General features: G+C 64.8%; 19 protein-coding genes. 11 read left to right on the forward strand and 8 right to left on the reverse strand.

Annotated features, from left to right (window positions below):
* The 3 genes from ACH49N_RS12615 to ACH49N_RS12625 all read right to left on the reverse strand — a co-directional run bounded on the left by ACH49N_RS12615 (position 1) and on the right by ACH49N_RS12625 (position 1,728).
* Complete coding sequence (locus ACH49N_RS12615; protein WP_358272700.1) at positions 1-882, reverse strand: HNH endonuclease; 882 nt, start codon at positions 880-882, stop codon at positions 1-3.
* 306 nt (positions 883-1,188) lie between these two features.
* Positions 1,189-1,374, reverse strand: coding sequence for a hypothetical protein (locus tag ACH49N_RS12620; protein ID WP_358272702.1), 186 nt, complete (start codon positions 1,372-1,374; stop codon positions 1,189-1,191).
* Between the two features lie 51 nt (positions 1,375-1,425).
* Positions 1,426-1,728 carry an RGCVC family protein gene (locus ACH49N_RS12625; RefSeq protein WP_358272974.1) on the reverse strand — a complete coding sequence of 101 codons (303 nt, stop codon included), beginning with the start codon at positions 1,726-1,728 and terminating at the stop codon, positions 1,426-1,428.
* Positions 1,729-2,343: 615 nt separating this feature from the next.
* Between ACH49N_RS12625 and ACH49N_RS12630 the strand changes: the two genes are divergently transcribed.
* On the forward strand, positions 2,344-3,774 hold the full coding sequence (locus ACH49N_RS12630; RefSeq protein ID WP_358272976.1) for a cytochrome ubiquinol oxidase subunit I: 1,431 nt from the start codon (positions 2,344-2,346) through the stop codon (positions 3,772-3,774).
* Entirely contained in the window at positions 3,771-4,787 is a 1,017-nt protein-coding gene (locus ACH49N_RS12635) for a cytochrome d ubiquinol oxidase subunit II (protein WP_358272703.1), read from the forward strand. Before ACH49N_RS12630 ends, ACH49N_RS12635 begins: the two co-directional genes overlap by 4 nt.
* Before the next feature lie 27 nt (positions 4,788-4,814).
* Here the strand turns inward: ACH49N_RS12635 and fusA are convergent, their stop codons facing one another.
* Complete coding sequence (gene fusA, locus ACH49N_RS12640; RefSeq protein ID WP_317767970.1) at positions 4,815-6,845, reverse strand: elongation factor G; 2,031 nt, start codon at positions 6,843-6,845, stop codon at positions 4,815-4,817.
* Positions 6,846-6,990: 145 nt separating this feature from the next.
* Between fusA and ACH49N_RS12645 the strand changes: the two genes are divergently transcribed.
* A complete protein-coding gene (locus ACH49N_RS12645; protein ID WP_358272704.1) occupies positions 6,991-7,467 on the forward strand; it encodes an SRPBCC family protein in 477 nt (158 codons plus the stop codon).
* Here ACH49N_RS12645 and ACH49N_RS12650 read toward each other — a convergent pair.
* On the reverse strand, positions 7,442-9,121 hold the full coding sequence (locus ACH49N_RS12650) for an alkaline phosphatase D family protein (protein ID WP_358272706.1): 1,680 nt from the start codon (positions 9,119-9,121) through the stop codon (positions 7,442-7,444). The genes ACH49N_RS12645 and ACH49N_RS12650 overlap by 26 nt on opposite strands.
* A gap of 149 nt (positions 9,122-9,270) precedes the next feature.
* Here ACH49N_RS12650 and ACH49N_RS12655 point away from each other — a divergent pair, with 149 nt between their 5' ends.
* The 5 genes from ACH49N_RS12655 to ACH49N_RS12675 all read left to right on the forward strand — a co-directional run bounded on the left by ACH49N_RS12655 (position 9,271) and on the right by ACH49N_RS12675 (position 14,171).
* Entirely contained in the window at positions 9,271-10,182 is a 912-nt protein-coding gene (locus tag ACH49N_RS12655; protein ID WP_358272707.1) for an SDR family oxidoreductase, read from the forward strand.
* Positions 10,183-10,295: 113 nt separating this feature from the next.
* Positions 10,296-12,236, forward strand: a complete 1,941-nt coding sequence (gene htpG, locus ACH49N_RS12660) for a molecular chaperone HtpG (protein ID WP_358272977.1) — start codon at positions 10,296-10,298, stop codon at positions 12,234-12,236.
* 6 nt (positions 12,237-12,242) lie between these two features.
* Entirely contained in the window at positions 12,243-13,232 is a 990-nt protein-coding gene (locus tag ACH49N_RS12665) for an SDR family NAD(P)-dependent oxidoreductase (RefSeq protein ID WP_358272708.1), read from the forward strand.
* The gene (locus ACH49N_RS12670) at positions 13,229-13,798 is read left to right on the forward strand and encodes a mismatch-specific DNA-glycosylase (protein ID WP_159925356.1); all 570 of its coding nucleotides are present in this window, start codon (positions 13,229-13,231) and stop codon (positions 13,796-13,798) included. Before ACH49N_RS12665 ends, ACH49N_RS12670 begins: the two co-directional genes overlap by 4 nt.
* Before the next feature lie 22 nt (positions 13,799-13,820).
* Entirely contained in the window at positions 13,821-14,171 is a 351-nt protein-coding gene (locus ACH49N_RS12675; RefSeq protein WP_109331972.1) for a hypothetical protein, read from the forward strand.
* On the opposite strand, the gene ACH49N_RS12680 is transcribed toward ACH49N_RS12675, so the two are convergent.
* Positions 14,172-15,566, reverse strand: a complete 1,395-nt coding sequence (locus tag ACH49N_RS12680) for an acyl-CoA dehydrogenase family protein (protein ID WP_358272711.1) — start codon at positions 15,564-15,566, stop codon at positions 14,172-14,174.
* 108 nt (positions 15,567-15,674) lie between these two features.
* On the opposite strand from ACH49N_RS12680, the gene ACH49N_RS12685 reads away from it, so the two are divergent.
* The gene (locus ACH49N_RS12685) at positions 15,675-16,679 is read left to right on the forward strand and encodes an NAD-dependent epimerase/dehydratase family protein (protein ID WP_358272713.1); all 1,005 of its coding nucleotides are present in this window, start codon (positions 15,675-15,677) and stop codon (positions 16,677-16,679) included.
* 36 nt (positions 16,680-16,715) lie between these two features.
* On the opposite strand, the gene ACH49N_RS12690 is transcribed toward ACH49N_RS12685, so the two are convergent.
* Positions 16,716-18,413, reverse strand: coding sequence for a fumarate hydratase (locus ACH49N_RS12690; RefSeq protein WP_109331958.1), 1,698 nt, complete (start codon positions 18,411-18,413; stop codon positions 16,716-16,718).
* A gap of 189 nt (positions 18,414-18,602) precedes the next feature.
* On the opposite strand from ACH49N_RS12690, the gene ACH49N_RS12695 reads away from it, so the two are divergent.
* Positions 18,603-19,373 carry a type II CAAX endopeptidase family protein gene (locus ACH49N_RS12695; protein ID WP_159925362.1) on the forward strand — a complete coding sequence of 257 codons (771 nt, stop codon included), beginning with the start codon at positions 18,603-18,605 and terminating at the stop codon, positions 19,371-19,373.
* Positions 19,374-19,472: 99 nt separating this feature from the next.
* Here the strand turns inward: ACH49N_RS12695 and ACH49N_RS12700 are convergent, their stop codons facing one another.
* Positions 19,473-20,774, reverse strand: coding sequence for an alpha/beta fold hydrolase (locus tag ACH49N_RS12700; RefSeq protein ID WP_358272716.1), 1,302 nt, complete (start codon positions 20,772-20,774; stop codon positions 19,473-19,475).
* A 720-nt stretch (positions 20,775-21,494) separates the two neighbouring features.
* Between ACH49N_RS12700 and ACH49N_RS12705 the strand changes: the two genes are divergently transcribed.
* Entirely contained in the window at positions 21,495-22,022 is a 528-nt protein-coding gene (locus ACH49N_RS12705) for an OmpA family protein (protein ID WP_236603282.1), read from the forward strand.
* Positions 22,023-22,250: the final 228 nt, after the last annotated feature.

Genomic DNA, 22,250 nt, shown 5'->3' on the forward strand with positions numbered 1-22,250 from the left:
CTAGCAACAAGTGCGGTTCCGCCGACAGAGAAATCGAGCAGTACCGGCAGTGTGTTGGTCACGGGTCTTGATCATGTTGCGCAGCTTCGTGGTCATGAGCGCGCGCTGGCCAGCTGCACTCCTCCGCCACTTGATCTTCTGCGACATAGTTTCGATCAGCGCGTCGATTGTCTGCCGGTTGAGAGTGACAGATGATTGCTGACTGCTGTTTCCACCGGCACTGACGTACTCGAAGGTATAGACCGGATACGGCACGCTGATCGGGGACAACTCGACTCCGACGTGCTTCATGAACTCGTCAGAGTAGTGCTTGAGGATAAACTTCGGCGGGTTGACCATTTGGGTGATGCTGGCTTCCCGGTGCTGAAGATTCGCGACCGCATCCTCCAGACGGGTGATGCCGTCTCCGAGGCTCTCAACCTCGGCGAGGTCTTCCTCGTTGGCCCTGATGTCGAAGTACTTCATTAGGTACTTGACCGGGTCGACACTGGCGTTGCGAACGACCTGCAGCGAGCAGTTGTGAACGTTTGGGGCCTGATAAGTGGCCAGGTTGCGGTCACGCCGGTACTTGTGACGGCTGGTGTTGTCGAACGTCGCCAGGTGCGCCCGCGCACTGGTCGATGACCCGCCAAGTACGAAGGTTCCTCGGCTGCGGATCTCGGCGACGTAGCCAGCGATCTCGTTGTGCTCAGCGGCCACCGATGCGATCTCGGCCTTATGCGCCAGGAACCCCTCGCTGGCGAAGTAGCGCTTCTTCAAGATGTGCCGGATAAGCCGGTACAGGAGATAACCAATTCCCGCGACGAGGGCGACTGGCCAAAGAGTCTTGATCGCTGCAACCACTATTCCGACGAGGACCAGAACCCCGATCACTTGCCACATGCTCTTACCTCCGGTTAAACGGGAAGCACGAACACGCCCCCACGCCGATGGATTATGCCCGGGACGACCGACAGAATTCGCTCAACCCGGCTCAGCGTCATGAGAGTGCCACAACTATCTTGGAATCCGCGGGAACGTCTTCCTGCCACCCGCCGGCCGGAGGTTGGCTCTCAAAAGGTTCTACCCCTCTTTGCGGTCTGTTCGCTGCCTCCTGGGGATTGGCCGCGCCACGTTGTATCGACACCTTTTATCGCAAACTAGCGACGTCATGTGAGAGGTCGATGACTCCCATTGGATTGATTGGGATTAGCGGCGACGATCGCGAATCTGGTAGACCCGCTCTCGACTGATCCCTGCCGCGGCCGCAAGACCGGTGGCTGAACGATCGAGGACTGCGGTGTGTTCCTCGGCGATAGCGCGGCCGCCGAGCACCGCGACCACTGGCTGTTCGGAGAAACGGGCGAATTCGAGATCCTCAAATCCACCAAACATGCCGTGCTCCGGGTACCGCCATCGACGCTCCCGTTTGGGTGAACTTCTCGTTCAGTACCGGGAGTAGAACTGTCCAGTCGTCTGTTCGCCAGCGCAGATGCACTTTCGGTCGAGGTTTCGGTCCGAGGTCACGGCGCAAAACCGAATACCGAGCGCATCGTGGGAATCGGGGCTGTGCGGACATGCCGTGCAGGACAGCGTCGATTCCAGTGCCCGTGCAGGGCTAGATGACTTGGAAACCGCTAGAGAGTTCGACACATTGGTCGGGTTCGACGCCATCGCGGCGCTCCAGTTCTCGGACCTTTGACTTCGGGCCGGTTTGGGCGCCGAGGACGACATGGCTTGACCGCGCATATTCGAATGACCCTCGACATCCACGAGGCTACACTTCCCCGCCACCCCTTTGGCTCCGCGCGTGAACGACCCTCACACAGCAAAGGCGCCAGCGCACGGACCGTATTGCGGGACGCGTCGGCCGTTCACATCGTTCCGACGACCCTTTTCGACCCTCGGCGATCCTGTCACAATTTGCACGAACGAGTCCTCAATGCTTCGTTGCGGAATCTTCGCCGTACGCGGAACGTTGATCGGCACATCTCCGGAAGGGGGCGTTGACCGAGACTCCCTGAGCTGCGCGTTCCCGTTTGACCCGTCCGGTGATGATTTTGCTTTCGGGGCGTCAATCGGGACACCCCGAGTGATCTAGAGCCGGGCAATTGAGGCGTTCGGCGGTCCGTTGACCCCGATTCATGGGCGCGTCTCACAACGATGGCGGATCCGCCACCGGCCCGCCACTCGCCGTGAATTCCGCCAAGGGTCTCGAGATCTACACCAGCCCCGCATGATCGGACCGACTCCTCCTGAGCCGGGTTGCCTCGCCCACCCAGCGGGTATGCCGGTGGAAGCGCGGGCGGAGACGCCGCGGGCGTGCATGACCGGCGCACGGTGGACGAACGGGAAGGGTCTGTGATGGTGCCGAGTGGGCGTGTTGCCGTCCAGCTGCTCGCCGCCGACGGTCCGGCCGGACTGCTGCCCGCACGTCAGCAGATGGCTTTCTCATTGGGCTGGCACATAATTTTGGCGTGTTTCGGGGTGGCCTTCCCCGCCATGATCTACGTCCTGCATCGACGCGGCATCGTGCGTGACGACCCGGTCGCTCTCGGCCTGGCCAAACGGTGGGGCAAGGTGTCGGCGATTCTGTTCGCGATCGGCGCGGTGTCGGGCACGGTGCTCAGTTTCGAAATGGGTCTTCTGTGGCCTGGGCTGATGGGCCGCTACGGGGACGTGCTCGGACTCCCGTTCGCCTTCGAGGGCCTCTCCTTCTTCATCGAAGCGATATTCCTCGGCATCTACCTCTACGGGTGGGGTCGTCTGCCGCCGCGCCGGCATCTGGCGATGCTCGTCCCGATGGGGCTGGCCGGTGTGGTGGGCACCTTCTGCGTCGTGAGCGTCAACGCATGGATGAACAATCCGACCGGCTTCCGACTCGTCGACGGTGAGGTCACCGACGTCAATCCGTGGAAGGCGATGTTCAACTCCGGTGTCTGGTTGCAGTTCGCCCACATGTGGGTGGGCGCGTTCATGCTCGTCGGATTCGTGGTGGCAGGCGTGTACGCCGCCGGACTCCTCCGTGGTCGCCGCGACGAACATCACCGTCTGGGTTTCATCGTGCCGTTCACCTTCGCCAGCGTGGCAGCCCTACTCCAACCGGTGATCGGTCACGTCCTCGGAATGCGCGTCCACGACACGCAACCGTCCAAGCTGGCCGCCTTCGAACTCGCGGACACCACCGAAGGGCCTGCACCGTTGCGATTGGGCGGCCTGCTCATCGACGGTGAGGTCAAGTGGGCGCTGGAGATTCCCCGCCTGGGCTCGATCATCGCCCGCAACTCCTTGACGGCACCGATTCCCGGACTCGACACCGTCCCGGCGGAGGACCGGCCACCGGTGAACATCACGCACCTCGCGTTCCAGACGATGGTGGTGATCGGCACTCTGCTCGCGGTCGCTGTCGTCGTGTTCTGGCTACTGCGCTGGCGCCGACACGACCCGTTGACCAGCCGATGGTTCCTGCGAGGCGCCGTTGTTGCCGGACCGCTGGCGATCATCGCTCTGGAGTGCGGGTGGATCGCCACCGAGGTCGGGCGTCAGCCGTGGACGGTATGGCAGGTGCTCCGCACGGCTGACGCAGCCAGTGAGAACAGCGGCCTGTGGTGGAGTTACCTCGGCGTCGTGCTGGTGTATCTCGGGATGACGGTGGGTGCGTACGTCGTGCTGCGGTCCATGGCCAGGCGTTGGCGGGCCGGAGACGAGGATCTCGCCAGCCCCTACGGGCCGGGGGCTTCGGCGGTCGACGAAACGCAGCGCTCCGGGGAGGCCGGGCAGAGGAGTGGGCGATGACTCTGTCGAACACCGTTGCGGTGGCCATGTTCACCGGTGTGGTGTTGTACGCGTTGTTCGGTGGAGCCGACTTCGGTTCCGGCTTCTGGGATCTCACGGCGGGCGGACCGCATCGCGGAAGTCGGCTTCGGGTGCTGATCGACCACAGCATCGGTCCGGTGTGGGAGGCCAATCACGTGTGGCTCATCTACATCCTGGTATTTCTGTGGACGGCCTACCCGACCGTGTTCGCGGCGATCATGACCACCTTGTTCATTCCGCTGATTCTCGCCCTTCTCGGCATTGTGCTGCGCGGGGCCAACTTTGCGTTTCGTAAGTACTCGGCGACCATGGGGCAGGCGCGACTGTTCGGAGTGCTCTTCGCCGGTTCGTCCTTGATCACCCCCTTCTTCCTGGGCACGGTGGCGGGCGCAGTCGCCTCGGGGCGTGTGCCCGCGGACGGATACGGCGACGTTATGATCTCATGGGTCAATCCCACATCCGTCCTCGGCGGCATGATTGCCGTCGGAACGTGTGCATTCCTGGCCGGGGTCTTCCTCACCGCAGACGCCGATCGTTCGGGCGACGGCACGCTGGCCGCGTACCTGCGACCGCGCACGATTGTCGTCGGTGTCGTCGTCGGCGCAGTCGCACTGGCCGCGATCGAACCCATCCGCCGCGACTCGCCCACTCTCGGTGAAGGTCTCCTCGGCAGCGCGTTGCCGTTGATCGTTGTCTCCGCGCTCGCCGGTGTCGCCACACTGATCTTGGTGTGGCGGAGTCGCTTCGGTGCAGCCCGGATCACGGCGCTCGTCGCCGTGGCAGCGATCGTGATCGGCTGGGGCGTCGCCCAGACACCCTGGATTCTCGTCGACCAGGTTCTCATCGCCGACGCCGCGGGAGCGAGAGCAACGCTCATCGGACTGCTTGTGGTCGTCGGCCTCGCCGCGGTGACGGTAGTGCCGGCGCTGGCTTACCTCTTCTGGCTTACCCAGACGGACACCTGGAGCCGCGACGAAGCTGCGCCACACTGAGCTCCATCACGGGGAAGGGCGTGGCGGTTACCGAGGGTCAGGGCGCTCCTGATAGCGCTCGAACGACAGCGCGAGGCGGCCCCGTCCATGCGTCATCGAGCGCAAGGCGACGGGGTAGTCGACGACCTCGCTGGTGGGCACTGAGGCGATCACGGTGACTTCTCCGTCTCCGGCGGGCTCGGTGCCCTCGATCTGGCCACGCCGCCGCCCGAGATCTGCCATCACATCGCCCTGAAGGGAGGAGGGCACCGTGACCTCCACGCGGTCGACGGGTTCGAGGATCAGCGTGCCCACCTTGTCGATGGCGGCGCGCAGAGCGAGTGCCCCGGCCATCCGGAAGCTGAAATCGTCCGAGTCGACGGAATGGTGTTTGCCGTCCAGAACCGTCGCCCGCAGGTCGACGAGCGGGAACCCGTGTCGCCCGCCGCGTTCCATCGATTCGGCGACACCTTTGCCCACCGCGGGGATGAGTGACTTGGGGATCACGCCGCCCCGCGTGGCGTCGACGAATTCGTAGCCACCGTTGCGGGGGAGAGGTTCGAATCGGACGGTCGCGACACCGAACTGCCCGTGACCGCCGCTCTGCTTCTTGTGCCTGCCTTCCGTCTCGACCGGGGCGAGCAGTGTTTCCCGGTAGGCGATTTTTACGGGTTCGGTGCGGACGGTGATGCCGTATCGCCGCTGCAGACGGGTGAGGGCCACCTGGACGTGGACGTCACCCGCCCCCCGCAGCACGGTCTGATGGGTTTCGCTGTCGCGGACCACTTCCAGAGTCGGATCGTCACCCACCAGCTCGGCCAGGGCGGTCGACAACTTGTCTTCGTCACCCGCGCTGTCGGCGGCGACGGCGATTCCGTAGACCGGGCGTTTGTGTTCGACCGGTGTGACCGTGAGCGAGGACCCGATCGGGGCGAGGGTGTCACCGGTGGTGACGTCGGTGAGTTTGATCGCCCCCACGATGTCGCCGGCAACTGCGGTGTCGATCGGGGTGTGTTTGCTGCCCAGAACCCGGAGCAAGTTGTGGAGGCGTTCCTTGGTGCCGGTTCGCTGGTCGACGAGCACATCATCGGCATGGAGCGTGCCGGAGAGGACTTTCATCAACGCAACCTGACCCACGTATTCGTCGGTCTGTGTCTTGAAGACGAACGCCAGCGGATCGCCGGACGGATCACACGTCAGCGAGTCGGATCCGTTCCCGTTGCGCACCTCGACACCGGGCACCTCCGAAGGCGCCGGCGCGATGTGACACAAGAAGTCCAGCAGCCGGTCGATCGCGATCGCCTCGGTCGCCGATCCGCACAGCACCGGCCACAGGGATCCGCCGGCAAATCCCCGACGCAGTGCGTGCTCGAGTTCGGGAACACTGATGGCATCACCGTCGAGGTATCGGGCCAGCAGATCGTCTTCGATCTCGACGACGTCCTCCACGAGGTGTTCATGCTGCTCGTGCTCGCGGTCGGCGATGTCCGCGGGGAGTTCGTCGCTGGTGGTTGCGGAGCCGGTGTCGTAGAGAATGACGTGCTCGCTGAGAAGATCGGCCACGCCGGTGAACTCCGACGCCTCACCGACCGGCAGATCGAGCGGTTCCACCCCGGCGCCGAAATGGTCTCGGAGACCTGCCAGCGTCTGATCGAACGATGCCCTCTCCTTGTCCATCTTGTTGATGAACACGATCCGGGGAATCGAGCGTTCCGCCGCCGCCTGCCAGAGCAATTCGTCGTTGACCTGCAGACCGCTGACACCGTCGACGACGAATACGGCGACGTCGGCGACATGCAGCGCCGTCATCGCATCACCGACGAAATCGGCGTAACCGGGCGCATCGAGGAGGTTGATCCGGCAATCGGCCCACTCGAACGACGCCAGGCCGAGAGTCAACGACTGGGTACGGTCGTGCTCTTCCGGTTGGGTGTCGAGCACGGTGTTGCCGTTCTCGACGCGCCCCGGACGGGTGACGACGCCGGCACGAAACAGCATTGCCTCCGCGAGGCTCGTCTTACCGTTCCCCTGATGTCCCACCAGAGCGATATTGCGGATCGAGTCGCTAACATTACCTATCGAGTCGCTGACGATGTCGCACCCCCTACCACAGCATGTCGTACGGGTCGTCCTCGACGATACCGCGCAACGCCCCGACTTCGGGCGGTACCGGCAGGGTCGGTTCGAGCGACCTGGCTTCTCGAGCGACGAAACGGAGACAGTGTTGGCACCGAAGACTTCCGACGAGTTCCGCGTCGAACGATCCATCGTGATCGATGCAAGCCCGGGAACCGTGTTTCCCCTCATCGACAACTTCCACCGATGGACGGCGTGGTCGCCATGGGAAGGAGTCGACCCGAATCTGCGGCGGACCTACACGGGGCCGGATTCCGGGGTGGGCGCCACCTACAGCTGGGAAGGCAATCGCAAGGCGGGCAAAGGCTCGATGTCGATCACGAAATCGGTACCCGATACCGAGGTCGTCCTCGACCTGGAGTTCCAGAAGCCGTTTCCGGCGCAGAACGTCACGACGCTCCTACTCGAGCCGAACAGCGCCGGGACGACGGTCCGCTGGCAGATGACCGGCCGGAAGAACTGGATGCTGAAATTGTTCGGCTTCATCGTGAATATGGACAAGCTCGTAGGCAAGGACTTCGACAAGGGCCTGGCACAGCTCAAAGCGGAGGCCGAGAAGCGCTAGGCACCGAATCGTCCGCCGTCGACAGCACGAGGTCGGCCATGGTGGTGAACTGCGGGGTGCCCGCACTGTCGGTGGTCGCCTGTTCCATGACGAGGTGAGCTGCCCTGCCGTGCAGTCGGAGGGTGGCCACCTGATCGCCGAAGAACGGTCCCGTGATCTTGCTCCACTCGATCGGCACCGGCGGAACCTTCGAGACCCGGCCCAGAATGAAGCGGGTCGTCCGTTCGGTGGCGCGCCGCCACGATATGCGGAAGGCCACCTTCATTGCGGCAGGCACGTAGTTGTGCAGCGGCGAACATGTCAGTTGGTAGACGTGCGACTGAGTCGGCTCCGGATAGTGTGCCTCCGCGACGTACGCGTGGTGCACGTCCCCGGACAGCACGGAAATGGTGGACGGCGCCCGCCCGCCCGGGCCGGTGCACTGCCCGCGGCCGACGTCGCCGAACAATCTGGTGAGTCGATCGAACGAACTGCGGAAGGCCGCCCAGTGTTCGAGATCGGCCCCACGCCGGATCTTCTCGGCGAGGGCGGCCAGGCGTGGTCCCCGGCTGCCTTCGGCCAGACGCTCGTCCCACGATTCGAGGTCGTGCAGCGCGCGCGGCAGCAGCCACGGTAACGACGTCCCGACGAGGAGGTGGTCGTAGTCTCCCTGAGTTTGGCGCTCGATCCAGGTGAACTCCGGATCGGACACCATCTCACGCCGGCCGTCGGTGAGGACGCGTCCACAGCGCGAATCGATGACGAGGAGCCGCGCCGGCCCGAGGTCGCGGCGATAGGACCATTGCGCACCCTTTGCGCCGTCGGCTTCCTCGTCGGCGGCGGATGCGAACTCGCGGAGGATCGGTTCCACGTCACCGCCATGGTTCCGAACACGTTGATACAGTTCGTTTTCGGCGAGTTGCGCGGGTCCCAGATTGCCCAGGTGCTGGTAGACCCAGTACGACGACAACGCGCCGACGATCCGCTCCTCCCACCACGAGCTGGCCTCGAGTTCGTCCCGCCACGACTGAGAGGTGTTCCAATCGTCACGAACGTCGTGGTCGTCGAAGATCATCGATGTCGGCACGGTCGACATCAGCCAGCGCACCTGCGGGTCGGACCACGACTCCGCATACAGCCAGGTGTATTCCTCGTAGTTACGGACCTGCGGTCCCGGCGGCTCGCTCAAGTCGTGAATCTCGGCGAGCCTGCGCTCGGTTTCCGCCGACAGTTCGTCGGCATACACCTGGTCGCCGAGGAGGAGGAGAGCATCAGGCCACTGGCTCTCCGGTTGTTCCGTCATCCTCAACGCGAAGGCATCGAGAGCGTCGGTGCCGAGGTGGTTGTTGTCCTCGGTGGTGGACATGGTGGCGAAACGGCACGAACCGAAGACGAGAACCAGCGAACCGTCGTCGGCGAGTGTGCGGATGGTCGACGGTTTCGCGTCGGGCAGCGGCCACACCAGGCGGTCGTCGAGGGTGACCTCGTAGGGCGTGCTCGACCCCGCTTCCAGCCCTTCCACCACCACCAGCGCGTAGTGGTGGCCGGCGACCTCCCACGTGTGCTCGGTGTGCCCGAGTACGCCGACCGTGCAGGGTCCGGAAGTCTCCACCCACACCGTCGCGTCACACCTGCCCACGTGCCGCAGAAGTGGTCCCAGGATCAGTTCGGTCACAACCGTCACCTCGTCGAAGTTCGTTCCATCTCGCAAGCCTACGGGGCCTGCACAGAAGTAGATTACGTTTCCGCGACCGGCTCGGCAGGTCGTCGAGTCGTATTCGAATAACCTCCGCGGGCGGCCTCGACGGGCGTTAGGTTCGAGACATGGAGAAGCCGTTGACGGGCAAGGTTGCCCTGGTGGCCGGAGGGACCAGGGGAGCGGGCCGTGGCATTGCGGTGCAACTGGGTGCCGCGGGAGCCACCGTCTACGTCACCGGGCGTACCACTCGCACCCAGCCGTCCGAGATGAACCGGCCGGAGACGATCGAGGAGACCGCCGAACTCGTCGACGAGGCAGGTGGACGAGGCATCGCTGTCCGGGTCGATCACTTGGTGCGGGGCGAGGTGCGCGCCCTCGTCGACCGCATCCGCGACGAACAGGGTGCCCTGCACGTGCTGGTCAACGACATCTGGGGCGCCACCACCATGGAGTGGGACAAGACGGTTTGGGAGTCTTCCCTCGACATCGGCCTCCACTATCTGCGACACGGCGTGGAGACCCACGCGGTTACCAGTCACTTCGCTCTTCCGCTGCTGATCGAGACTCCGGGCGGGCTGGTGGTCGAGGTCACCGACGGAACCGACGACTACAACTCCGCCCATTACCGGGTGTCCTTCTTCTACGACCTGGCGAAGGCCTCGGTGAACAGAATGGCATTCGCGCTGGCGCACGAGCTCCCGCCCCACGGGGCGACGGCGGTGTCGCTCACGCCGGGATGGTTGCGCTCGGAGATGATGCTCGAGGCGTTCGGTGTCACCGAGGCGAACTGGCGTGACGCCACCGAGCGTGTCCCGCATTTCGCGATCTCCGAGAGTCCCGCCTTCGTCGGACGGGCGGTGGCGGCGCTCGCCCAGGATCCGGAGGTGTCGAGGTGGAACGGGCAGTCGTTGTCGAGCGGCCAACTGGCGAGGGTGTACGACTTCGACGACCTCGACGGTAGTCGGCCCGACTGCTGGCGATACATGGACGAAGTACAGGACGCCGGCATGCCCGCCGACGTCACCGGATACCGCTGAACCCGCCATGCCGACACCATGAAATCGCCGTATCCCGGCGGGATATCATTCCGAAAAACGACTCTGTGTCCAGGGTTCTGCTGTCGAAGGGAATCGAAGTGAACGCACAAACGGTGGAGAGCGGCGCACCGCGCCGCGAGCAGCTCGAGTTCCAGGCGGAGGCTCGTCAGCTGCTCGACCTCATGGTCCACTCGATCTACTCCAACAAGGACTCGTTCCTGCGCGAGCTGATCTCCAATGCGTCCGACGCGTTGGACAAACTCCGTCTCGAGGCCTACCGCAACAAGGACCTCGACGTCGACACCTCCGATCTGCACATCGAGATCGAGACGGACAAAGAAGCGCGCACACTCACCATCCGCGACAACGGCATCGGTATGTCGCACGACGAGGTGATCGACCTCATCGGCACGCTGGCCAAGTCCGGCACCGCGGAACTGCGCAGCAAGCTGCGTGAGGCGCGGGACGCCGCCGCCTCCGAAGAGTTGATCGGTCAGTTCGGCATCGGGTTCTACTCCTCGTTCATGGTCGCCGACAAGGTCACGCTGGTGACCCGGAAGGCGGGGGAGAGTTCGGCCACGCGCTGGGAGTCCGCCGGCGAGGCCACCTACACCATCGAAACACTCGACGACGCGCCGCAGGGCACCTCCGTGATGCTGCACCTCAAGCCTGAGGACACCGAGGATCACCTCCACGACTACACGTCGGAATGGAAGATCAAGGAACTCGTCAAGCGCTATTCCGACTTCATCGCGTGGCCGATCCGGATGCAGGTGGAGCGCAAGACCCCGCCCGCCGAGGAAGGCGGCGAGGAACAGGTCACCATCTCGGACGAGACGATCAACTCCATGAAGGCCCTGTGGGCCCGCTCGAAGGACGAGGTCTCCGAGGAGGAGTACAAGGAGTTCTACAAGCACGTCGCCCACGCCTGGGACGATCCCCTCGAAGTCATTCCGATGAAGGCGGAGGGCACATTCGAGTACCAGGCGCTGCTGTTCATCCCGTCCCACGCCCCGTTCGACCTGTTCATGCGGGACGCCAAGGTCGGTGTGCAGCTTTACGTCAAACGCGTCTTCATCATGGACGACTGCGACCAGCTCATGCCGGAGTACCTGCGCTTCGTCAAGGGCGTCGTGGACGCCCAGGACTTGTCGCTCAACGTCTCTCGCGAGATCCTCCAGCAGGACAGGCAGATCCGGGCCATCCGCCGTCGGCTCACGAAGAAGGTTCTGTCGACGATCAAAGACATCAAGAACGAGCGCCCCGAGGAGTACCGCACCTTCTGGAACGAATTCGGCCGGGCGATCAAGGAAGGCCTGCTGTCCGACACCGACAACCGTGAAACGCTGCTGTCCATCTCGTCTTTCGCGTCGACTCACAGCGACGACCAGCTGACGTCGCTCGAGGATTACGTATCGCGGATGAAGGAAGGTCAGGAGCAGATCTACTACGCGACCGGCGAGTCGCGCCAGCTGCTCGAAAGTTCGCCCCACATGGAAGCCTTCCGTGCAAAAGGCATCGAGGTGCTGCTGCTCACCGACCCCGTCGACGAAATGTGGGTAGGCGCGGTTCCGGAGTTCGACGGCAAGTCGTTCCAGTCGATCGCCAAGGGAGAAGTCGATCTCGACACCGAGGACGACAAGAAGGCTCACGAGTCCGAGCGGGAGGAGAAGGAAAAGGACTTCGCCGACCTGCTCACCTGGATGACCGAAGCTCTCGACGAGCATGTCAAGCAGGTGCGGTTGTCGACGCGACTGACCACCTCCCCGGCCTGCATGGTCGGCGATGCCTTCAGCATGTCACCGGCGCTCGAACGCATGTATCGCGCCTCCGGGCAGCCGGTGCCGACCAGCAAGCGCATTCTCGAGCTGAATCCGGAGCACCCGCTGGTGACGGCTCTGCGGACGGCGCACGCCGAACGTAGCGAGGATCCGGGCCTGAAGGAGACGGCCGAAATCCTTTACGGGATGGCGTTGTTGGCGGAGGGTGGCGAACTCGACGATCCCGCGCACTTCACGAGTCTCCTCGCCAATCGCCTCGCCGGGACGGTGTAACACACCTTGCGAGTTCTGGTCACGGGGGGAACAGGATTCATCGGGGCATGGAGCGCGAAGGCGGTGGTGGACGCCGGTCACCACGTGCGTTTCCTCGTCCGGAATCCTGCTCGACTCGAGAGCAGCGCGGCGAAGCTCGGTCTCGACACCTCGGATCACGTGGTCGGAGACATCACCGACCCGGATTCGGTGCGGCGTGCGTTGGACGGCTGCGACGCGGTGGTCCACGCCGCCGCCGTCGTCGCGGTCGACCCGCGTCGGGCCGAGGAGATGAAGCAGACCAACCTCGCCGGTGCTCGGAACGTGCTCGGAACGGCGATCGAATTGGGCTGCGATCCCGTCGTCTACGTCTCGAGTATCGCCGCACTGTTCCAGCCCGGGGTCGACCTGCTCACCCCGGACCTGCCCGTGTGCGGTCCCTCGGACGCCTATGGGCAGAGCAAGGCCCGAGTGGAGGAGTATGCGCGTGACCTGCAGGCGGGCGGTGCGCCGATCGCCATCACCTACCCGGGGATGGTGATCGGCCCGCCCGCGGGCGACCAGTTCGGTGAGGCGGCGCAGGGAGTCGAGGCCGCCGTCCGACTGCGGTTTCTGCCCGGGCGGAGTGCGGCGTGGACGATGGTCGACGTGCGGGACGTGGCGGCAGCACACGCCGCCCTGCTCGAGCCGGGGCACGGCCCCCGACGGTTCATGCTCGGCGGTCCCCGGCTCCCGATCAGCGCAGTGGCAGACATGCTCGCCTCCGTCACCGGACGGAGGATGGGTATCCTGCCGGTTCCCGACAGCGCGCTGCGCCTCGTCGGACGCCTCGTCGATGTGGTCGACCGATTCGTTCCCTTCGACACGCCGGTGTCCGAAGCGGCGATGGAGTACTACACGCGGATGCCGGACACGGACGACCGGCCCAGTGAGGTGGAACTCGGTGTCGAGTACCGCGCTTCGGCGGAGACGCTCGCCGACACCGTTGCGGGTCTCATGGGTGCCGGCCGACTGTGAGATTCACCCGTGCCGAGCTGGAGTCGTACCGCGACGCAGAAGTTCCGGACCTGATCGGACCCGGATGCCGGTTACTCTTCGTCGGTATCAACCCGGGACTGTGGACCGCCGCCACCGGGGCGCACTTCGCGAGACCGGGTAACCGGTTCTACCCGGCTCTGCTGGCTGCCGGAATCATCGACCGGTCTATCGACCCCACCGCGGGGATGTCGGACGCCGACCGGGACCATCTGATCGAGCGGGGAGTCGGCATCACCAATCTGGCGGTGCGCGCCACCGCCAAGGCCGACGAGCTGACCGCCGACGAGTTGGCGGTCGGCGCCGAGCGACTTCGCGCGGTGGTGCGCGGCACCCGCCCGCACGTCGTAGCGGTTGCCGGAATTACTGCATACCGGACGGCGTTCCGCGAGCGTGCGGCGAAGAAGGGAAGGCAGCCCGGTGATCTGGAGGGGGCCGCCCTGTGGCTGGTGCCCAATCCCAGTGGGCTCAACGCGCACGAAACCGTCACTACTCTCGCCGCGTCGTACCGGGAGGCCGCGATCGAGGCGGGCATCGTGAAGGTCTGATTCGGCCGCTAGGCTTCCGCATATGTCCGTCGTGTACAACATCGTTTTCGTAGGCCACCTACTCGGCATGGCTGCACTCGTGGGTGGCTACTTCGCTGTGTTGTCGGCTCCGCGGATCTCCGAGGTGATCGTGTGGGGTGCCCGACTCCAGTTCGTCACTGGACTGATCCTCGTCGGACTCGGTGAAGGGGCACTCGACAAGGAGTACAACCACGTCAAGATCGGTGTGAAACTTCTGCTGTCCCTCGTGGTGGTGGCGCTCGCCGAAATTCTGCGCGGCAGGCAGAAACGCGGGCAGGAGAAGCCGGGACTGGTGCACGTGGTCGGGGGTTTGGCCGTCGTCACCGTTCTGGTGGCCGCACTCTGGACCTGATCACTTCTTCGGCGGCGCCAGTACGCGCATCGCCAGTCGCTGCGCCGACTCGGGCATCCGATCCTTCATGGACATCGCGAATTCCCCGGCCCTGGTGCGCACCGACGTGCCCCGGCCGAAGCGCCGATTGAAAGCGGTTCCCTCGGTCGCCTGATCGAAATGCAGGGGAGGGGCGCCGTCTGCTGCTCCCAGTGCCCGCCCGATCACCATCCGCTGAATCTCGCTGGTGCCCTCGAAGATGGTGTACAGCTTGGCATCCCGGTACCACTTCTCCACGGGGTGGTCGCTGATGTAACCCCAGCCCCCCATCGTCTGCAGTGCGCGTTCCGTCATCTTCACCGCGACCTCCGAGGCCGCGAGCTTGGCCATCGAGCCTTCGCCGTGCCGGAATTCGACGCCGGCCGCAGCCATCCATGACGCCCGCCACGTCAGCAGCCGCGCCGCATCGATCTCGGTGGCGAGTTCGGCAAGAGGGAACGAAATGCCTTGGTTGTCGATGATCGGACCGCCGAAGGCGGCGCGACGGTTCGCGTACTCGGTTGCGTATTCGAGTGCTGCCCTGGCGATTCCCAGCGCCTGCGCGGCAACCATGGGACGCGTCTGCTCGAACGTGCCGAGTGTCGCCGACTTCCGGCGCGGTGCACCTGTCGCGACCTCCTCCTGCACTGCGCGAGCCTTCTTCATGCGGCTCTGCAGCTTGTCGTCACCGCCGAGGAGATGATCCGCCGGCACCCGCACCTGATGGAATTTCAGTTCGGCGGTGTGGGACGCGCGGCACCCCAGCTTGTCGAGTTTGCGCACCAGTTCGATGCCCGGCGTGCCGCCGGGCACGACGAACAGGGCCTGTCCACGATGACCGAGGTCGGGGTCGACCGTCGCATTGACGACGTGCACGTCCGCGATGCCGCCGTTCCCGATCCACATCTTGTGACCTTCGATGATCCATTCGTCACCGTCCCGCGTCGCGGTGGTCCGCAAGTTCCGCACGTCGCTTCCGCCCTCCGGTTCCGAGATGCACAGGGCCGCGAGTTTCAGGTTTCCCGGCTGCCCGAAGCACTCGGGTGCCCACCGGAGCATCTGCTCCGGAGTCGCGGCCTGGCCGATCGACGACAAGGCGAGCGCCGGCATCACGACCGCGAGTCCTATTCCTGCACAACCCCAGAACAGTTCCTCCATGAACAACGGCAACGACAATCCCGTCGGATCACCGATCAGGTCGCGGTAGAACAGTGGACTGTAGAACCCCTCTGCTGCCGCCTTCTCGAGGACGTCCCACGGGAACTCCTGCTTGCGGTCGTACTCGGCGGCGACCGGCCGGATCACGTCTTCGGCGAAACTGTGCGTCCGCTCGACGAGATCCTTCTGAGCTGGCGTGAGAGCAAGACTGAACGTCATGGCTGTCCCCTCGGTTGCCGTGCAGAGTCTGCCGACCACGCTAACAGCGTGCTCGGCCGCACCGAGGCGGAAGTTTCGATACGGCCTCCGCGGGGAAATGTGGAACCCATGGGCATCACCGTTGCTGTCACCGGCCCCACTGGCGAGATCGGCCTCGCCGCGGTTGCCGCGCTCGAGAACGACCCAACCGTCGACCGGATCCTCGGCATGGCGCGACGGCCGTTCGACCCAGGCGAGCGCGGATGGACCAAGACGGAATATCGGCAAGGTGACATCCTCGACCGCGCCGCGGTCGAGCGATTCGTCGGTGAAGCCGATGTGGTTGTTCACCTCGCATTCCTCATCATGGGATCGCGAGCCGACAGCAATCGGATCAACCTCACCGGAACGCGAAACGTCTTCGAAGCCACTGTCGCGGCCGCCCGCCCCACCCGGTTGGTGTACACCTCCTCGGTGGCGGCCTACGGGTATCACTCCGACAATCCGACCCCGCTCACCGAGGACGTGCCCACCCGAGGATCCCGGCAGCACTACTACTCGGAACAGAAGGCCGAACTCGAGACGGTGCTGGCAGAAATCACCGACGGCAACGGGCTCGAGGTGTTCGTGCTCCGGCCGTGCATCGTCGCCGGACCGACCGCCACCGCGCTGGCCGACGCCATGCCGTGGCGTCAGGTCGCCGATCGCCTCCCCGGAGTTGTGACGAAGGTCGTCGGTGCGCTGCCCCTTCCGCGCCCGCTCTTTCCCGACCCCGGCATCCCGCTGCAACTGGTCCATCACGACGACGTGGCCGCGGCGATCGACGCGGCGGTCACGACGGACGCACCGCCCGGCGCCTACAACATCGCCGGGGACGGAACCGTGTCGCTGTCCGAGGTGGCGACAGCGTTGGGTGCGAGGCCTGTTCGAATCCCCTTGGCCGTCGCGCAGGCCACCTCGGCAGCCCTCGAATGGCTCCCGGCGGTGCCGGCCATGTTGGAATGGCTGCACACCGGGCGCACGTCCGTGGTGATGGAGACCTCGAAGGCGAAGAAGAACCTCGGCTGGCAGCCCCGCTACAGCAGCGCCGAAACGCTGACTGCCCTGGCTTCCGCCCGTGCGCCTTTTCGGTAGTCCCAGCTACCAGAAAGGCGCACGAGCGCGGAGCGCCTAGAGCCCCGGGCGCTTGCCGATGGTGAGGGTGGGAGTCGAGACACCGGCGAAGAAATCCTCGCCCTTGTCGTCGACGACGATGAACGCGGGGAAGTCCTCGACCTCGATCTTCCACACCGCTTCCATGCCGAGCTCTTCGTACTCGACTATCTCGACCTTCTTGATGCAGTCGAGGGCCAGACGCGCCGCGGGACCGCCGATCGACCCGAGGTAGAAGCCGCCGTAGCTCTTGCACGCATCGGTGACCTGCTTGGAGCGGTTGCCCTTCGCGAGCATGACCATCGAGCCGCCCGCCGCCTGGAACTGCTCGACGTAGGAGTCCATGCGACCGGCGGTGGTGGGTCCGAAGGAACCGGACGCCATGCCGTCGGGGGTCTTGGCAGGGCCGGCGTAGTACACCGGGTGGTCCTTGAGGTACTGCGGCATGTCCTCGCCGGCGTCGAGTCGCTCCTTGATCTTGGCGTGCGCGATGTCGCGGGCGACAACGAGCGGGCCGGTGAGCGACAAGCGAGTCTTCACCGGGTGCTTCGACAGCTCGGCAAGGATCTCCGGCATCGGCCTGGTGAGGTCGATCTTCACTGCGGCACCCTTGCCGGTACCGGACACACCGTCGGTCTCGGCGTCGAGCTGGGCGTCGGTGACCTCGGGGAGGAACCGGCCGGGATTGAACTCGAGCTGCTCGAGGAAGACGCCCTCAGGAGTGATCTTCGCCTTGGCCTGGCGGTCCGCGGAGCAGGACACGGCGAGTGCGACAGGCAGCGACGCACCGTGCCGCGGAAGGCGGATGACGCGGACGTCGTGGCAGAAGTACTTCCCGCCGAACTGCGCACCGATTCCGATCTGGCGGGTCAGCTCGAGCACCTTCTCCTCGAGGTCGAGATCCCGGAAGCCGCGACCGGTGATCGCACCCTCGTTCGGAAGCTCGTCGAGGTAGTGCGCGGACGCGTACTTCGCGGTCTTCAGCGCGAACTCGGCCGAGGTACCGCCGACGACGATCGCGAGGTGATACGGCGGGCAGGCGGCGGTGCCGAGCGCTCGGATCTTCTCCTCGAGGAACCGCATCATGCCGTCCGGGTTCAGGATGGCCTTGGTCTCCTGGAACAGATACGACTTGTTGGCGCTGCCGCCGCCCTTGGCCATGTACAGGAACTTGTAGGAGTTCTCGTGACCTGCCGCGGTGTCGGCGTACAGCTCGATCTGCGCGGGAAGGTTGCTTCCCGTGTTCTTCTCCTCCCACATGGTGATCGGAGCGTTCTGGGAGTAGCGCAGATTCAACCGGGTGTACGCGTCGTACACACCCCGCGCGATGGCCTTCTCGTCGTCACCCGGGGTGAGGACGTGCTGACCGCGCTTGCCCATGACGATCGCCGTGCCGGTGTCCTGGCACATCGGGAGGACGCCCGCCGCGGAGATGTTCGCGTTCTTGAGCAGGTCCAGGGCGACGAACTTGTCGTTGCCGGAGGCTTCCGGGTCGTCCAGGATGCTCGCCAGCTGCGTCAGGTGGTCGCTGCGCAGGTAATGCGAGATGTCGTGGAGAGCGGTCTCGGTCAGGAGGCGAAGGGCCTCGGGCTCGACGGACAGGAAGGTGCGGCCGTCCGGTCCTTCGACGGTCGACACCCCCTCGGTGGTCAGCAACCGATATTCGGTGGGGTCGTCACCGATCGGCAGCAAGTCCTCGTAGAGGAAGTCGGCCATTCTATCTCCTGGACAGCGAGGGGTGTGAAGTTCGTACTCAGGCTAGACGCGGCTACGTGAGGCGGCAGAGGCCGGGGGCGACGTTGTGGCCCCTGTCACAGGGTTTCTCAAATAGCTGTCACAGGGTTCTCACAGACAAATCCGTACACTTGAATTGATGCGACGACACGAACGACTGCGGCTGACCTCATGACCTCACCAGCTGGCTGTGTGACTGCCGTCGAACCCGGATCCGGCGACGAGCGCGCGGGCAAACCCGTGCTGCACGCCTACCTCGACATCGCGATCGTGGTGATCGTCCTCGCGGCCACCAACCTGATCGCGCACTTCACCACCGTGTGGGCGAGTATCGCGACCGTCCCCATCTCCGCCGTTGTCCTCCTCGTTCTCACGCGTCGCCGAGGGCTCGGCTGGGCCGAACTCGGACTCTCACCCCGCCACTTGCGGCGTGGGTCGGTGTACGCCCTGGCCGCGATGGCCATCGTCATCGGTGTCGTGGCGATCGGCGCAGCGCTACCCATCACTCGCCCGTTCTTCATGGCCGACCGGTATGCCACCCTCTCCGGGGCGCTCATCGCCTCGATGATCGTGATCCCGTTGCAGACCGTCATCCCGGAAGAACTCGCGTTCCGCGGTGTCCTCCACGGAACGTTGGAGCGCGTCTACGGTGCGCGCGGAGTCTTCGCGGCAGGGTCGCTTCTGTTCGGCCTCTGGCACATCGCGTCTTCGCTCGGGTTGACCTCGGGGAACAAGGGACTGTCAGGGTTCCTCGGCGGTGGGCTGCTCGGTCAGATACTCGGCGTTCTCGCCGCGGTCGTAGCCACCGCCGCGGCGGGCGTCGTCTTCACGTGGTTGCGCCGCCGAAGCGGTAGCCTCATCGCGCCGATTGCGCTGCACTGGTCGTTGAACGGTGCAGGCGCGCTTGCGGCCGCCATCGTGTGGCAGACGACGATGGCCTGATCGGCTTTCGAAGCCTGTGAGGCAACATAACCGGTGCTCCGCGGAGTCTGGGAAAACAGACAGCCGACGGCCGGCCCGAGTCGCGTTAACCTGATGCGATCACGACTCCAGTTCGTGACGACCAGAGTCGGCCGGGGGGTTCGGGGGCTTTCCGGCCGACTCCGGTGTCGCGGACGTCAGCCAGCCGAGAAGTTTCTCGTACACCGAGTCGTGGTTGAGCATCGTGAAATGGTTCGCGGGGGCCAGGTGCATCCCGTCCTCCTCGCGGAACCCGATCATCCGAGTTCTATTGCGGCCCGATGCGCTCGGCACGAGAACCATGCCGTCACCGAGCAGACGTCCCAGGGGATGCCTGGGACTTCGCGTGATGGTGGCGGAGACGAAGAAGTACATCACGCCCTCGAGCAGGGGCACCTCGTTGCAGGCAGCCGCGCGTAGCGCGTCCGGGTCGCGGTCGCGCCAGTCCTCGTCGACCAGCGACCCCTGATTGAGGTCGCGGATACCCGCGCTCCGCCGACGGAGCAATCCGGAGACCGCACGCGTCTCGGGCAGTGCCGCCAACGCCGCGCTCACGTAGTGCACCGCCTGCTCGAGCGGCGCCCCGAGGTGTGGGGATCCGAGGCTCACGACCTGCCGTACCTGCTGTACCCATGGTCGATCGTCCTTGGCGGCGGCGTAGCAGGCGCTACGGGCGATCAGTCCGCCCATCGAATGCCCGACCAGGGCAATCGACTCGATCTCGACCGGCCACCGCGCGGTCAGCGTGTCGAGAAGTTCGGACAAGGACTTCCCGTTGTCGGAGATGTGGCGTCCTGAGTTGTACCGGATCTGCAGCGCTGTGAACCCTGCATCGGTTTCGAGGCGTTCGCCGTAGGTCGGCCTTCCGCCGAGCGTCCACGCACTCTCGGTTTCCACGAGGCCGTGGAGGAAGACGACGATACGTGGGCTCGCCTCGGGAAACGCTGCTGCGAGCGCGCCGCTGTCCACGGGGACAGCTGCCCCGTCGACCCGCACCGCCATCGGTTCCGCGAGGGGGGAGCCCTCCGTTTCCAGCACGTCACCGATCAGGCCCGAGATGATGGCGATCGCCTGAGCGCCGGCTTTCGTCTGCGACGGCGGGACGTTGTCGGAAGTCGGCAGGTCGAGCAGATGTCCGGCCAGAGCGCCGCCGACGCGAGCGGTGCTCGCGACAGCGGTGTAGATCGCGTCGGAGAGAGCGTCGTGCAGCGACTGCACAGGTAGCACCGAAGGCCCGAGGCCTGCGCGGATGCCGGCGAAGATGCGGGTCGCGATGGCGCGGTGTATGGACCCGATGCCGTCTGCCGCGCCCCCGATTTCGTCGAGGGCCAGCCGGGCGAGTGCCTGTATTTCGGATCGACGCCGCAGCTCGGATTTGGTCATGAGGTTTGAGTGTACAGATGTGCACTCAATCTGCCGGGTGAGCTGCCTGCCGGCACGCGGCATGCGCAAAGGCGGGGGATTGAGTGAATTAATCTTCGGCGAAGAAAGTTGATCTTGGGAATTATGCAACTGGTCGTTCGACCAAAATAGCAATTGATGCTCGACGATCACGAGTGTTGATGCGCGCGCAGGGTTCCGTTACACGCTTGTGATTTGCGTTTACGTGCACCGATAATTGCCAAGGAAATGACAAAGCGACGGTGCTCTCCCAAGGAACGGGCGAGCACCGTCGCGTGCTGTCGAGCTAGCTACCAGCGCAAATGGCCAGCCAAGTGGAGCGGATGCCTATGCGGCTTCTTCCGTACCGCTCAGTGCCTCAGCGGAGCCCGAGAAGAAATCGAGGGCACCGACGAGGTCGGAGACTGCGGTGAAGAACTCGGAAAGGAAGGACAGATCCATGCTGATAACTCCTTGCTCGGTCGTGGGAATTTGTGGCGCTGAGCGGGCGCCGTCCACCTTCTTACCGTGATCGAATGGGGATCGCAATTCGAGAGATTGAATTGCGAGGAACGCAAAGTAAATAATCGGTGGCGGCGCCGATTGCGGATCTACACGGACCCGGCCGATCTACTCGGACTCGTGCGAATACCACCGTCGAGGGCTCGCACCGCGGCTATCCTCACGAGAAGGCTTCCGGCAATACACACGTATAGGGGATCCATGATGCGCAAGACCCTCGTCAGCGGCATCGCAGTGGCGGCCCTCGCCGTCGTAGGCGCTGCCGGCTGCACCGACGACAGCTCCGATCAGGCCCCGATAGCAACGACGACGACGTCGGCGTCGATGTCGGACCGTATGGAAGGGGCGATGAGCAGCGTGCAGGCCACCGCGTCCTCGGCGGTGAACACGGCCCGCGAGGCCACGCAGAACGCCATCAATTCGGCGATCTCGGCGGTCCCCATCGGATTCGAGTCGGGGTCCGCCGAACTCAATGCCGTCTCCGGCGTGACCATCAACGCGGTGGCCGCCGCACTGAAAGCCAGCGACAACAAGGTCGAAATCACGGCGTACGCCGCCAACTCCGATGAGGCTGCGGCGGAGGCACTCGCCGAGCAACGCGCCAATGCGGTCGCCGACGCGCTCGTCGCGCAGGGTGTCGACAAAGGCCGGATTTCCGTGAACGGTACGGCGAACCCCGGTGAGGGAGTGAACGTCGACCAGGCCGACGTCACCGTCGAGGGTAATTGACCGGCGATACCGGAGCTCAGTGCATGACGGTGCGGCCGAGCCCCACTCCGACGGTGGCCCGACTCCGGTAGTGCCCCGCTGCGCCGTCTAGTACCCCGCTGCGCCGTCGCCGCGAACCCCATCGGGCAGTGCTCGGGTCATCGCTGTCCGAGACAGGAACTTCTTGCTGCCTATTTCTCCCTATGGCCTGCATCCCGGGTTGTAATCTGAAGTTCCAGTCGACGCTCG

Source organism: Rhodococcus sp. NPDC019647 (assembly GCF_044389235.1).
GTDB lineage: Bacteria > Actinomycetota > Actinomycetes > Mycobacteriales > Mycobacteriaceae > Rhodococcus_F > Rhodococcus_F oxybenzonivorans.